General features: G+C 43.4%; 9 protein-coding genes and 1 pseudogene. 5 read left to right on the forward strand and 5 right to left on the reverse strand.

Annotated elements, in window-relative coordinates:
- The first annotated feature begins 16 nt into the window (after positions 1–16).
- Positions 17–2,362: a DUF262 domain-containing protein gene (locus tag H8K33_RS13065; RefSeq protein ID WP_186891476.1), complete on the forward strand. Its 2,346-nt coding sequence runs from the start codon at positions 17–19 to the stop codon at positions 2,360–2,362.
- 434 nt (positions 2,363–2,796) lie between these two features.
- On the opposite strand, the gene H8K33_RS13070 is transcribed toward H8K33_RS13065, so the two are convergent.
- From H8K33_RS13070 to H8K33_RS13085, 4 genes are read right to left on the reverse strand one after another with little or no spacing between them, the layout of a single operon-like run.
- Positions 2,797–3,969 (reverse strand): TniQ family protein, encoded by a 1,173-nt coding sequence (locus H8K33_RS13070; RefSeq protein WP_186891477.1) that lies wholly within the window; start codon positions 3,967–3,969, stop codon positions 2,797–2,799.
- 1 nt (position 3,970) lies between these two features.
- On the reverse strand, positions 3,971–4,864 hold the full coding sequence (locus H8K33_RS13075; protein ID WP_186891478.1) for a TniB family NTP-binding protein: 894 nt from the start codon (positions 4,862–4,864) through the stop codon (positions 3,971–3,973).
- Entirely contained in the window at positions 4,861–6,798 is a 1,938-nt protein-coding gene (locus H8K33_RS13080) for a Mu transposase C-terminal domain-containing protein (RefSeq protein ID WP_186891479.1), read from the reverse strand. The genes H8K33_RS13075 and H8K33_RS13080 overlap by 4 nt, the downstream gene beginning before the upstream one ends.
- Positions 6,795–7,442, reverse strand: coding sequence for a TnsA endonuclease N-terminal domain-containing protein (locus H8K33_RS13085; RefSeq protein ID WP_186891480.1), 648 nt, complete (start codon positions 7,440–7,442; stop codon positions 6,795–6,797). The genes H8K33_RS13080 and H8K33_RS13085 overlap by 4 nt, the downstream gene beginning before the upstream one ends.
- A gap of 592 nt (positions 7,443–8,034) precedes the next feature.
- Here H8K33_RS13085 and H8K33_RS13090 point away from each other — a divergent pair.
- From H8K33_RS13090 to H8K33_RS13110, 4 genes and pseudogenes are all read left to right on the forward strand, one after another.
- Positions 8,035–8,349, forward strand: coding sequence for a hypothetical protein (locus tag H8K33_RS13090; protein WP_186891481.1), 315 nt, complete (start codon positions 8,035–8,037; stop codon positions 8,347–8,349).
- 437 nt (positions 8,350–8,786) lie between these two features.
- Positions 8,787–9,176, forward strand: coding sequence for a hypothetical protein (locus tag H8K33_RS13095; RefSeq protein ID WP_186891482.1), 390 nt, complete (start codon positions 8,787–8,789; stop codon positions 9,174–9,176).
- 283 nt (positions 9,177–9,459) lie between these two features.
- Positions 9,460–10,116 (forward strand): annotated as a pseudogene (locus H8K33_RS13105) (ATP-binding protein); the annotation flags it as partial.
- 248 nt (positions 10,117–10,364) lie between these two features.
- A complete protein-coding gene (locus tag H8K33_RS13110) occupies positions 10,365–12,023 on the forward strand; it encodes a methyl-accepting chemotaxis protein (RefSeq protein ID WP_186891484.1) in 1,659 nt (552 codons plus the stop codon).
- A gap of 91 nt (positions 12,024–12,114) precedes the next feature.
- Here H8K33_RS13110 and H8K33_RS13115 read toward each other — a convergent pair whose 3' ends face one another.
- Entirely contained in the window at positions 12,115–13,308 is a 1,194-nt protein-coding gene (locus tag H8K33_RS13115) for a M20 aminoacylase family protein (RefSeq protein ID WP_186891485.1), read from the reverse strand.
- Positions 13,309–13,666: the final 358 nt, after the last annotated feature.

Consider the following 13,666-nt stretch of genomic DNA (forward strand, 5'->3'; position numbering starts at 1 on the left):
GAAAGCGATAAACGTCATGGCGATGGAAGCGAAAGAGATTTTTGAGGCATTATCAAAAAATGTCCGTGAGATGCTAAGTGAGCGAGGTTTGGGTCTCTACGTCCCGCCTTATCAGCGCCCCTACGGATGGGATAAAGAAAAAGTCAGTAAGCTTCTCGATGACATATTGCATGGCTACGGTACGCTACTGACAGGTGAAGAAAGCTTCACATTTCTTGGTACGGTCATCACTATTCATGATATTAACTTTACGACTGTTCAACCGATTGTGCGTCCAGAAGTGCCTGCAAAAGTCCTTACAGTAATTGATGGGCAACAGAGACTTACAACGTTACTTTGCTTGTGCATCGCTTTACATAATCACATTCGATTAGCTCATGGAAAAATGCTTAAAGGCAAGACTACGGATAGCATGTCTAGCGTCGAGGGTTGGTTAGATGGGCAGACCTTGCGTTTGATTGATGAGTTGGCATCAACTTTTTACGAAAAACAAGCTTCAGGTGACTCTCCTCGATACCCGCGCATGATCAGGTCTTTCGATGATCAGTGGTCACGCACTCTTTCAAATGCCAAGTATCAATCACCCATAGCGCATCTAATATCGTCTTATACGAATACTTTTGATACAGCAAAGCCCGTCGAATTTAAACCACAGAAACGGGATGGCCATATTGAAGGTGAGGAAGCACTGGTGGAGCGATATACTCAGATTTCCAAGATGCTCAAGGCTATAACGAATGGTGGAGGTAAAAAGGAGGAATTAGAAGAATTACCTACGTTAAAGCAAATCAATGATGATAAACGCTTTCAGCGAGCTTTACTAAACCATGATTTTCCAGAAGACGTTTCTCAAAATATACGGGACGGCGCACCATCTGAATTTCAGGGTCTTTTACAACTTGTATTGCTCTCTAGTTACGTGCTTAACCGGGTGGCTGTTACCGTGGTGCGGGGTAAAAATGAGGACTACGCATTTACGATCTTTGAATCACTCAATACTACGGGGGAACCTCTCACGGCGTTTGAAACGTTTAAGCCCCGTGTAGTTAGCGCAGAAGGTCTTCCAAATTTTGAAAAATCTCAATCGCGGCAACACATATCTGTCATATCAAACTATCTATCCACGTTTAAGGTAGGTGAACCTTTGCAGGCAGCAACGCGTGATCTACTAATATTTTTTGCGTCTGCCGAAACTGGTTTCAAGCTATCCAAAAGGCTGGCTGATCAACGGAAATATTTGAAAGATGAATTTGAGCGCTACGAAAAGGTTGAAGAGCAGCGAGTTAGCTTTATTCGTCATTTGCAAGATACGACAACTTTCAAAGAGCATGCATGGGATATTAGCGGTAGGACGCCTTCGCTACATGGTTTACCAGTGGATGCCACCACTGATGCCGTGAAATTATGTCTGGCATTTCTCAGCAATTTGAATCATTCAGTAACGATTGCGCCACTTGTAAGATTTTACTCGATAGCGCTATGTAGCAATTCGACTGACCAGTCAGCGAAAATAAAAGAATTTGAAGAAGCATTAAAAGCCATGACCGCTTTCTCGGCATTGTGGCGAGTTTCTCATCGTACCACCGCAAATATTGACAGGGAATATCGCGATATTTTATCGGGCACAAATTCCCCTACAGGACTTCCTCCATTAGCGAGAGCTTTAAGAAAAGATGCTCCCGATGATTCATTTGCTCCAGCCGTGGATGTCATTCGACTGAAAGCAGAGTTACGAGCACGCCTAGCCCATGCTGACCACGGGACGATTGCGGATAGAGATTCTTTCGTAGCAGAAGCCAGTCTTCTTCCCGCTTATCTAAATGCACCCCAAGTCGCACGCTTCATATTGCTCGCGGCATATCACGATGCGGTTGCGGATACTGAAAATCCTGGACTGATAAAAAAAGGAAAGCCTGCAGTGTCGCCATGCTTGTCCTACGACGGATTAAAGGATGATCGACACCTTGCTCTTGAACATATAGCCCCGAAACAGCTTGCCCAAGGATGGGATGCGCTCATTTATGAGAATAAAGAAATCGCACATCGCATTGGAAATTTGGTGCTAGTACAGAATGACGCGAATTCTTCCCTATCAGATAGACCTTGGAGTCAAAAACGTATCCTATATCAGGCGTTAGGCGCGGCGTCCCACGATGCTGCGGAACGTGTTCTTGCTGATGCTAAATCTAGTGGGATAGAATTTGCTGGCTCAACTCAGTCAATTGTGGAGCTTGCGACTCACATGCCACATCTCGCAGCTATTGGTGAAAAAACGGATGATTGGACAGCGGCATTTGTGGAAGTGCGCTCAAAAAGAATCTTGGAACTTGCTTGGGATCAGTTATATTCGTGGCTTGAATAGCAAAACAACTATGACTGGCAACTGCCTTATCGGTTGGAACAGATCGTGAAAAGATTGGCTAGAATGTATCAAGCTGAAGTGACTGGTACGGGTCGAAACATTGTTGTGGTTATATCTTCCAATGACCCGCAGATCCGTTTCAGTCGCTCATTTAGCTCGATATGTGAAGTTGAACGATGGCTTTACCGACTAGTAAGAAAAGGGCTTTGCAAGCGAGATCATCAATATTTGTCACAGATTGAAACTCATTCTTTGGAGCTTCCGCCATTGGCCTCAATTGCAGTTTGCGACAAGAGGCCATCTCGGCGTTTTGAATTACCAGCCACATTTTCATAGCCACTAAATTTGATTGACGGCCTGGAAAATCAAGCCGAAAGTTGAAAACTGGGGGTATCCCTAACTAGTTTTCGCATTTAAAAAGCTTTGTGCGGCTGCTACATAATTCCGGTATTTTCCAATGTTTGACGCACTGAACCCGTCGAGATTCGTTTAGCGATAATTTTCCATAGCTCTGTCTTATATGGAGTGTTTTCGTACTTTATCAGCAATTGAAGCATCGCTGCTTTCTCCCCTTCAGATGGCCCCACTGGCAAATATTTTAACTCTTGAACGGCGTCGAAAAACCAGAATGGTATTTGATCGAAATCACGTATTAATTCTGAATGACGTACTTTGAGTAAAGTACATAGTTCTAAGAGCCGATTTGGCCAGTCTAGAAGAAACCAAGTTCCTATTTGCAGCAAGCAATGTCGATCTGTTACACCATAAAATTCAAATGCTTGTCTATTGACGATTTTCAGAGACCTAGTCACAGGAAATTTCTCTTGAAAATGCTCAAGTAACCTTGATGTGGTCCAGTTCGAAAGCAATTTATAGATTAGATTTCGGAGAGCCGAAAAATAGAGATGTGAGTACGGAAAATTTTGTCCGGGAATAAATGTCCATCCATTGTCCAAGAAAAATAATTGTGATTTCAAATTGATCCAAGAGTGGATCTCTATTGCGGGGGCTTGAAAAGCCGGTGATCTCTTCAAATCAAAACCACACGTTGTACATAACGTGATCGAATGCACATGATGACGCCATCGGTCACCGAGCTCCTGTCGATGAAAAACGACCGGTGCTTGGCATTTAGGGCAACAATCATGCAGCAATACATCGTGTTGATCACAAAAAGTATGAAGCGCGAGCCGCCATTGTTTTCGATAATACGGTACTTGATCCATTGCAAGACACAGTGGACAAAATTGCATACTGCGCCTACGCCGTTTTCGATGAAATACGCCGGCTGGCAAAATCCAATTGGTATTACTAGTCGTCGTTATTTGATCAAATAGCAGTGTTTCAAAACTTCGAAGAGTTGTGTCGCGTGCACGATCAATATCAGTCGCACAAATCGAAGCGACTCTCTCTAAAGTGGGCTCGTCAATGGACCTATCGATGTCTCGAGTCCAAATTTGTTTGTCTCGACCAAAAAGTTGCACCTCAAGCGTATGCAGTTTGATTCCATTTTCTTGCGCGATTCGGCAATACCATGACGAGAATATCTCGTCAGTTTTTGGTTGCGGGTGAATGGGGAGAACATTTCCGGATAAACCCAACTTCATCTCAATGATCCTTCAGTGCCTTTCTTCTGGCGCTAGGTTTTTCATATCCAGATTTGTCGAGCACGTCGATATCGATTTTTTCGATACCATTACTTATCGCGTACCGAGCCGATGCTTTCAACAAGGTTACGGTCTCTCCGATGGTTCCCTCCGCTCTTGCCCAGATGTCATGAGCTAAAATTTTTTCAGATAAATTCGAAGGATAGGATAGGGGTAACATTTGTTCATAGCTAGCTAAGAACCGACGAAATTCAGTATCAAAACCCCACTTAGGAAGTATCATCGGATTAAATCGATTTTCAAGCTGCCGATCCGTCTTTATCGCTCTAATCGCATCTTCTGTACCAGCAGCTACAATAGGAATTTGCAGCTCATTGCTTAGATGTTTCAAGACCGTAAGAAACTGCCTCTGTCTTGCAGACGAACCAGACAATATGCTATTTAGCTCGTCAATGATCAACATACGTACGCCAATACGGGAAAATTTGTCCTTTACATTACTCAGCAACTTGTGCGGATGGTCAGATACAGAATACTTTGCAAACAAGGTATTCAAGATGTCTGCATACAGTCTTTTTTCATCAGGCACGGCAGGAGCTTGAACGTAGACAACTGGTACACTGATCGCCTCTTCTCCCAAATTATCATTTGCAGGATGTAGCTCCCGAAACCTCTTCAAAATTTGTGTCTTTCCATTGTTTGTACTGCCAACCAAGAGCATATTTGGCATGCGACTGATTCTAGGAAAATTCAGTAGTTCTTCCATTCTATCCAATATCAATCTTGCGTGAGAATACCCAACCCATTGATCTTGATTCATGAGAAAAATACGTTCAGCCCGCGATAATTTCATCCTGCTTTGGGTTTCTGCGTTGAGATGCGGAAAATCACTCATGATCTGTTCACCACAATGTCTTCAAACGGCAATATCAAATCATCTTCGTCCAAGAATCCATCACTTGAACTGACACTGTCTTCAGACGAATTTGAGTTATCTTGGTAATCTAAAATTGCTGTTGGTAATTGCATTTTTTTTGCGGTCACATTCTTTTTCCGTTTATCTTCATGATCTTGGCGTTTTTGTTGATTTCTACGTGCTGTTTTCTTCTTTTCAGCTGCTAGTCTTTCTACCTCTCGCATTTCTAGAATGCCTTCAAAAATAATATTTTCGTCGACTTGCGAATTTCCTTTTGCGTTCTGCTCTCGAACTATAGTGCGAACTTCCCAAAGAGACGCCGGTGGACGCCCCAGATGTGCATATGGAATTTCACGATAGTTTTTTGAATCAGGATCCCAAAAATAAATCACGCTAACATCGACAGGGTCACGTCGAAAAATAAATTTCCTGGCGTTCTTTGGGTTTTCAGGATCTGGCTCATCAACCCTCATTCGCAAAACATCATCAAAATAATAGATGTGATCGATTAAGACGCCGTATCGTTGTACCGTTCTTTCATAGAATGGGAGGAAATCTATTCTAAAAGTTTCTGGATCCGCAAAAATTTCAAGTTCCCCAATGCCTGGCTTATCATCAGTGCCACCAATGCCTTCCTGAAATCGTGCCAAAGGTGTGGTATTGATACCAGAGTGCTTTTTTTGATGATAAATCTTGGTGATGTACAAGGTGAACCAATACTCAAACTCTTTGAGCGTGAAGATTGCCTTTCCTTCGGAATCATATTCAAATTTAGATTTGACATTTGAGAAGGTCGTACCTGGTGCTGCATGTATCTTACGCATATAGGTTCTAAAGCTTCGCTCAACCGTGCCACCATGTTTCGGCGAACCACGCGGTCGCTGCTCTAGGTCTATTCCATAGTTTTCACAGGCACGACCAAGTACCGTTCCGCGAAATTCTTTTGCGTTATCTGTATGAATTTTTCGAGGGCGCCCATAGCAAGGCCAACTGATATCAATACCTAGGCCTTTTAGCCATTTATCTTTCGGCATAAGTGCATGCATCAAACACAAACCTGTGCTTGCCACACTCGGTGCATCCAACCACAAATTGAAACCCATTAGTACCCGTGAATTCACGTCAATAGCTATGGTAAGAGTTGGGCGTCCGATGGGCTTTCGATAGACGTCGTCCACAATAATAATATCTGCTGGCGTATGGTCAATTTGAATGACATCTAAGGGGTGTTCTGCGCCAGGAAATTCTCCCAAGGTTGGCATAAATCGTTGTTTGGAAGCCTTCTTGCCTTGTCTACTTGAAACTCGCTCTTTCTCAGAGATTTGGGAGAATCGATTACGAATAGTCGAAACACTTGGCGCTTTAATGTTTTGCTTTATACATGCTTGCTTCACTTCGAGATAGACGTCACCAAAGGTACCAAACTCTTGTTTCATCAACAGTCGCTTCATCGCTTCCGCAATAATGGGTTCAACTTCGGGCACTAAGCGGGAGCTACCTTTGTCGATTCTCTCTTCTTTGAGAAACGTCCTTACAGTCGAGTCCTTCTCGAACTTTGCTATCCATCTATAAATCGTAGGTAGCGATCGATCAAACTCTTTTGCGATTTTTTCCACTTCCTCGCGAGTTTTTTGTCGTCGCCCCATTTCAAAGAGCGCTTTTACCTGCGCCATTTGCTTTGTTGCTAGGCTCCATTCCTCAGAATTCACTGCACCCAGATCTATTTTTTCTTTACGCTTTTTCGATGCTTTTTCCGAATCCCTCTCAAGCTCGACAATAAGTAATTTCGTCGTTTCTCTACTCGATAACTTTCGACACAAAACAGACTCTAAATCAATAAGGCTCACAACAATATAGCGCTCGCCTTGATGCCGAACGAAAATACCTGGCTTTAATTTGAAGATAGTATTCATTTACGGAGGCTAATTTGGGAATTCATTGTGAGGGGTGACTGAAGATCGACCGAGATCAACCCGTTTGCAACAAGATGCCATAGACAGCAAATTAGCTCAGCTTGCCTCATTGGACTTTCACTCACAGAGTTTATTAATATTTTGGGGGTAACCACCTTATCTGTTGCGATTAGCTCCAGCAAAAGCTCTCGATCAGATTGTGAAACTAATCGTTTTTTATAACGAAACAAAAATTTTAGATTAGCAAACCGAATCGTTCTTATGCGCCTTTCGGTAACAACTTTAAATATCCAACCACGTTCTCTGGCAAAACGACGCGCAACGAGAAACCGCTCTCTAAATTTATCAAACTCATTTTCGAGTTCCTCCCTGTACTTCACTTCGCAAAGTATTGAGCGGCGAGGAGGTTTTCCTGCCGCGAGTGATTTGAAGTGCACCAGTACATCCGGTGTATAGCGGCGCGATTTATTCGCGCTGGTTCTGTATTTAATTTTGATCGGTTGTGCTTCCAAGCGATCAAAGTCTGGTTCCATCATCATGCACTCAAAGAAATCTCGCTCAAGTGAGGACTCATATCTTGCTCCGGTACCAGCGTGTAGACCCGTCACAGCGCGATTACTAATTGGAATTTTACGCACTGGCATTTTTTGTAACCGCTTTAGTTAATATTACTGTGAACAGAAAAGAATAAGGCCTACTGATTCAAATTGACGTTTCCACATTAAATTGTAGCTAAAAATCCAAAGCTACTGAAATTTATGTTCCCTTAGCTAAAAGTCGTTCTAAATTTCGAACTCTTCCCTTAAAGTAAGGGTATCGAATTTTGCTGATCTGGCTTGACATAGTCAAAAGAAATCTTTGATGAAAAAAATATGGCTATCATTTGATTAAACCCAATGCTCATGTAGGTGACATCAAAAGTATCTGGTAGGCAGATGTAATACCGGTGTGAGGCGTATGAAGAGTATTGTTTGCAATTTCAGTTTGAAAATTCGAGCATTCAGTCATAGCTTCTTTCGTTCTGCTTTAATAACTCAATTTGAATTTGATCTGAAGATCATCTGCAACAAAAATATTTGGGCACCTATTGATTATTAAGTTTGTGGTGCAGATAAACCCCAAGTAGGAAATCTAGTCAAATATAGTCGCTCCAAAGTCTTACAATAGAAATGTATGAACGCTATACATACGAATCAAATTCGCTTTAACGAGCAATAACAATGTGAGAGAAATAGCATGACTACCAATAAGTCTAGTCGACAAAAAAAAATTGCAAGCCGTTTAAAGGCCTTAAAGGATATTGATGAGGTAACGGTTTCTGTGACTGACGCAGAAAAGACAATAAAGATTTCTCACAAAAGACATCATGTTGCTGATTTTTTGTTTGTTTGGACAGACAAAAATCATTATGTTGGTTACTTCCTCAATGCAAAAGGTGGAAAAAGCCACGCTATTATTTCGCTTTGGACTCCAATGGAGTGTGTGAAGTTTATGGTGATGTATTTGAATTTCGTTGAGCTCGGTGCAAAACGCCCTGATCCGACTATTTGAGAAAGACCAATAGACCATGACTTTTACGCATATTTGCCGCAGCGACAATTGGACCCAAGTACTTAGAAACCCTTCCCCACGCTCCGTCCAATGGCAAAAGGCCGGATCTTCATTAAACACTAGGCGACTGTTAAAAAACGCCACTAAATGGCACTATACGGAGGGAAACGGAAGTTTTACAGCGTGCGGACTACCTGTTGCATTCGCAAGTGACGGTGAATCAACCTTTCCGAGTGAGGCAAGCTTGGATAAAGTGAACTGTAATAACTGCTTGATGAAAATGCTGGTGGTGGCAATTTAGGCTGCTCTATCTGAATAGATGTTAATTTAACGAAGAAACAGGAGTTGCATCGTTTGACTAAGGCAAATACGGTCAGCGCGCGGTCGACGCGGGACGCAGAGATGGTACTGCTGAAAAGTTACAGGAGAGAATAGCTATGAAAAGCTTCAGACAATTTAATACAGACCTAGAACGCCAGAATGCTATTTCAAAGTTGCCCCTTGTGCTCGAGCATGAGACTTATAAGCAGATACCGGGAACCAAGGCTTCCTACAGACAAGATGCTGCCAACACAAATACAATGACAGATAAGCATGCTCACGTGTATGCAAAGAAGAACGGCGGTGGACAAGAATTGTATTCCGTGAATTTTAACGGAAAAGGACATGACGGTTATAGTGGCACACCAATTTCTTCGTCGCACGCTGATTATTTCCGCTCACTAGGGTACAACATACCTGCCACAAACGTTTTAGAGAGTCTTGACAGCAGCGAAGCTTTGGCCGGAATTCATACCCTTATGTTTCTTGAGGATCTGGTTGGGTAGCTATCCCTAGGAATAATCGTGAAATTACTTGCTTGGTTGTTAAAAATCGATAAGCCATCATCACCTGATGCGAATATAGTCAATACAATAACGTTAGAAGATATGTACGAAAATAGCTCTATTTTTGCCCTTAAAAAATTCGGACACAACGTTTCTAATAGTCTCATTTAATTCTATTTTTTTAGTCGATTTTCTTTGGAATTACCCGCTTTATTCTCATTTAATTCTGTTTTCTGATTGGATTAAGTACATCTTATTCTCACTTAATTTTAATTTTTACAGAGGGGGAACACCAAGACCAGGCGAAATTTCTTTAGCGCATCATGGAGTTTTGTTTTTGGACGAGCTGCCAGAGTTTGATCGCAAAGTGCTAGAAGTGCTACGCGAACCTTTGGAATCTGGTCACATTCATATCTCGCGCGCGGCAAAACAAGCGCACTTTCCAGCACGATTCCAGTTAATTGCAGCAATGAATCCTTGCCCCTGTGGCTATTTGGGACATAGCAACAATAAGTGTCGCTGTACACCTGATGCAATCACCCGCTATCAGGGGAAAATTTCCGGCCCTCTACTCGACCGCATTGATATGCAGGTACTAGTACAGGCCTTACCGCAAGACGACTTATTTGCCCCACATCAAAGTGAAAATAGTAGCGCGATTCAGGATCGGGTTGAAGCCGCGTTTCAACGACAATTACTGAGACAAGGCAAACCCAATAATTTGCTCGACAGTAAAGAAATTGATTTGCATTGCCATGCCGATAGCGCAACCGAGCATTTGTTAAGAAGTGCCATGTTAAAACTTAATTGGTCTGCACGCGCCTACCATCGGGTCTTAAAAGTAGCGCGCAGTATTGCGGATTTAGCAAATTCACCGTCTATCCTTCCTGCACATGTGGCAGAAGCGATACAGTATCGTCGCGCATTGCGGGAACATTAACGTCCAGCAATAAGAGCTTCGCAATTTTCAAAACTTTGGCTTACACTGTTACCTAACGGTAAGTACTTTAAGGCATACATTACTGTCGCAATTATTAGCCTTCTCGCTCGCGTTAAATTCTCTCTTTCTAAGCAGAAATAAACCAAGCAAATTCTCTTTTTCACGAAGTACGATTGTGCAGCTGTCTAGCTAGAGTCGGAAAGCAGTGGACTCCGACCGTTTATTACAACATAAGTCGAGGTTTCTACATGAGTATCAAACGCAGAATTTGGGCCCTCCCCATCATCGCCACTGTCATCTTTGGTGTTGGTATTGCTGCCAGCGTCTATTTTTCGACGACTGCCATGAAGTCGATCAAAACCACAGAAACAATCGATTATCCGGTACTAGACCGCTCAAAGAATATTCAAGCCGATGTTCAAGGCATTGTGGATGCCTTAAAACAAGCGGTTGGTGAAGACGACAAAAAGGGATTGGACGTCATCGCTGAACGAGCGAAAAAAGTTAAAGAAAAATTCAAAAATTTATCCAGTCTGCAGGGCCAGCAAGCTTTAGGTGATCGACTTGGAAAAGAGTTTGACGCTTACTATACGCCTGCCATTTCTGTTGCGAAAATTATGCTTGGGGTAGATCAAGGTGATCCACAAGCAGCCATTGGACAAATGCAAACCTCACTGAAAGTCTTGGAAGACGACTTAAAGAAAACTGTCGATACCGCACAAGCGCAATTTACCGCGGGGGTTGATCGCAGTGCCGATAATGTTAGTCGTGTATTGTGGACCGTGATCATCGCGGGAGTGATTGTGATTCTGGTACTTGGCATAGTGTCCTATTTCATTATTCGTACCGTTTGGGCACAACTTGGTGGAGAACCAGAATACGCGCAAGAAATTGCTTCTGCGGTCGCTTCTGGCGATTTGACGATGCACATCGAAGTGGAAAGCGGGGATACTAGTAGCCTGTTGGCAGCGCTCGGTGAAATGCAAAGTCGCTTGCAAAATATGGTTTCTGAAATCAAAACTTCGGCCGAGACAATTAAAGTGGCGAGTGCCGAAATTGCTTCAGGCAATACCGATCTGTCTTCACGTACCGAATCACAGGCAAGTAGCTTAGAAGAGACGTCCAGTTCGATGGAAACCATGACTGAAACCGTCAAACAAAACGCGGACAACGCTCGGCAAGCAAACAAAATGGTGCAAACCGCGTCGGAAGTGGCGGTTAAAGGTGGTGATGTGGTCAGTCAAGTAGTCACCACGATGGATGATATTAATCAATCCTCGAAGAAAATCGTCGACATTATTAGCGTCATTGACGGCATCGCCTTCCAGACGAATATTCTGGCTTTGAACGCGGCCGTTGAGGCGGCAAGGGCAGGTGAACAAGGTCGCGGATTTGCGGTAGTCGCATCGGAAGTGCGTAGCCTCGCACAACGTAGCGCAGCGGCGGCAAAAGAAATCAAAACCTTGATTGGTGACTCTGTCGATAAAGTCAGAACGGGTTCAACGCTGGTAGATCAGGCTGGTCAAACCATGGAAGAAATCGTCGCTTCAGTACGCCGCGTTAGTGACATCATGTCCGAGATTACGGCAGCAAGTCAGGAACAAAGTACGGGCATTCAAGAAATTGGTTCAGCGATTAATCAAATGGATGAAATGACACAACAAAACGCCGCGTTAGTTGAAGAAGCCGCGGCAGCGGCGGAATCACTGGAAGAACAGGCTGATTTATTGACGAAGGCTTTAAATGTCTTCAAATTAAATAATGTCCATAGCAGTAGTAAGCCAGCTAGCCGAGCTGCTCCATCTCAACCAAGCCCAAAACCAACACCGGTAAGGATTGCTGCGGCACCGACAGCAACAAGAAATACGCAAGCTGCGAAATCTGCGGACGACTGGGAAGAGTTTTAAAGCAACTAGGTTTCAAATTTCTGGCCGACGTGTTTTCTCGTAAACACGTCGGCTTTTTTCTGTCTGAATCTTTCGGTGATAACAAGAGTATTTACGCCGACTTCAAATAAGTTTGCGTTAGGGCGACCCAGTAAGCAGCCCCTATCGGCAATAAATCATCATTAAAGTCGTAACTAGGATTATGCAAATTGCATGGGCCTAAACCATGGCCAGCGCTGCGATGGTCGCCATCGCCATTTCCCAAAAACACATAACAACCAGGTTTGGCCTGCAGCATATAGGCAAAATCTTCCGCTCCCATCGTTGCTTCAACTTGGGTATCGACTCGTTGTTCACCGACCAATTCACGCATGACTTGAATTGCCAATTGCGTTTCTTGTTCATGATTAATCAATGGTGGATAATTTCGCTTGAATACAAAATCAATTTGGGCATCAAAAGCGTCGGCGGTGGCACGCGCAATCTTTTCCATGCGGGTTTCAATCAAATCCAGCACCTCGGTACTGAAAGTACGCACAGTGCCGATCAAGCTAGCGTCATCCGGAATAACATTGGTCGCGCTACCTGAATGAATCTGTGTTAACGACAATACCGCTGGCTCTAAAGGATTCACATTGCGACTCACAATTGTCTGCCAACTTTGTGCAATCTGTACTGCGATCATTACAGGATCTATGCCTTTTTGTGGCTGGGCGGCATGCGCACCCTTGCCACGAACAGTGACTTCAAATTCGTTAGACGATGCCATCATGCCACCTGTTTTCACGGCGAAATTGCCCGCAGCAATGCCCGGCCAATTATGCATGCCAAATACCGCATCCATAGGGCATTGATCAAAAAGTCCGTCTTCAATCATACGACGCGCGCCGCCGCCGCCTTCTTCCGCTGGTTGGAAAATCAAAAAAACCGTGCCATCAAAATCCGCATCATGTGCTAAATAGCGTGCTGCACCTAACAACATCGCGGTGTGCCCGTCATGGCCACAGGCATGCATCTTCCCGATATGTGTTGAAGTGTGCTCGAATTGATTAATCTCTTGCATAGGCAAGGCATCCATATCAGCACGCAGACCAATTGCCCGTGTGCTATTTCCGCGCTGAATGACACCAACAACACCCGTTCCAGCCAAACCCCGAATGACAGGAATACCCCATTCTTCTAATTTTTTAGCGACAAGGTCTGCGGTTCTGAACTCCTCAAAACATAATTCAGGATGCGCATGAATATCACGACGAATGGCTTGAATTTCTTGCTGAAATTTTTGGATGGGATCAATCAAATTCATACTTTTCTCCAGACTGCATACACTTATTAAGAGAGCTAGAGTGTAAAGCATTTCAGCGAAAAACCACGCTGCATTGCGATGTCAGGATAAAAACGCCAATCTCGTAAAGTGGCTTGTTAAAGACTTGTAGCTGAAAGATAAAGAAAATAAGAAGAAATTACAGAAAAATCTAGATATATATTTGGTTTATATCTGGTATACGAAAATGCAAGCAGACTTATTTGCTGCACTGCGATAAAGTTACACCTGTCTCCTCCAACACCTCCTAAGGTTTGGACTTAACCCGCAGCTTAGGCTAGCGGGTTTTTTTTCGCCATGACATTTGAAAAAGTACATTGACAAAGAAAAACAGCGCTTA

Source organism: Affinundibacterium amnicola, assembly GCF_014284275.1.
Lineage (GTDB): Bacteria > Pseudomonadota > Gammaproteobacteria > Burkholderiales > Burkholderiaceae_D > Undibacterium > Undibacterium amnicola.

Coding starts and splice junctions, on each gene's coding strand:
- H8K33_RS13075 (WP_186891478.1), bottom strand. CDS start 4,864: ATGAGTGATTTTCCGCATCTCAACGCAGAAACCCAAAGCAGGATGAAA.
- H8K33_RS13110 (WP_186891484.1), top strand. CDS start 10,365: ATGAGTATCAAACGCAGAATTTGGGCCCTCCCCATCATCGCCACTGTC.
- H8K33_RS13095 (WP_186891482.1), top strand. CDS start 8,787: ATGAAAAGCTTCAGACAATTTAATACAGACCTAGAACGCCAGAATGCT.
- H8K33_RS13070 (WP_186891477.1), bottom strand. CDS start 3,969: ATGAAGTTGGGTTTATCCGGAAATGTTCTCCCCATTCACCCGCAACCA.
- H8K33_RS13090 (WP_186891481.1), top strand. CDS start 8,035: ATGACTACCAATAAGTCTAGTCGACAAAAAAAAATTGCAAGCCGTTTA.
- H8K33_RS13085 (WP_186891480.1), bottom strand. CDS start 7,442: ATGCCAGTGCGTAAAATTCCAATTAGTAATCGCGCTGTGACGGGTCTA.
- H8K33_RS13065 (WP_186891476.1), top strand. CDS start 17: ATGGCGATGGAAGCGAAAGAGATTTTTGAGGCATTATCAAAAAATGTC.
- H8K33_RS13115 (WP_186891485.1), bottom strand. CDS start 13,308: ATGAATTTGATTGATCCCATCCAAAAATTTCAGCAAGAAATTCAAGCC.
- H8K33_RS13080 (WP_186891479.1), bottom strand. CDS start 6,798: ATGAATACTATCTTCAAATTAAAGCCAGGTATTTTCGTTCGGCATCAA.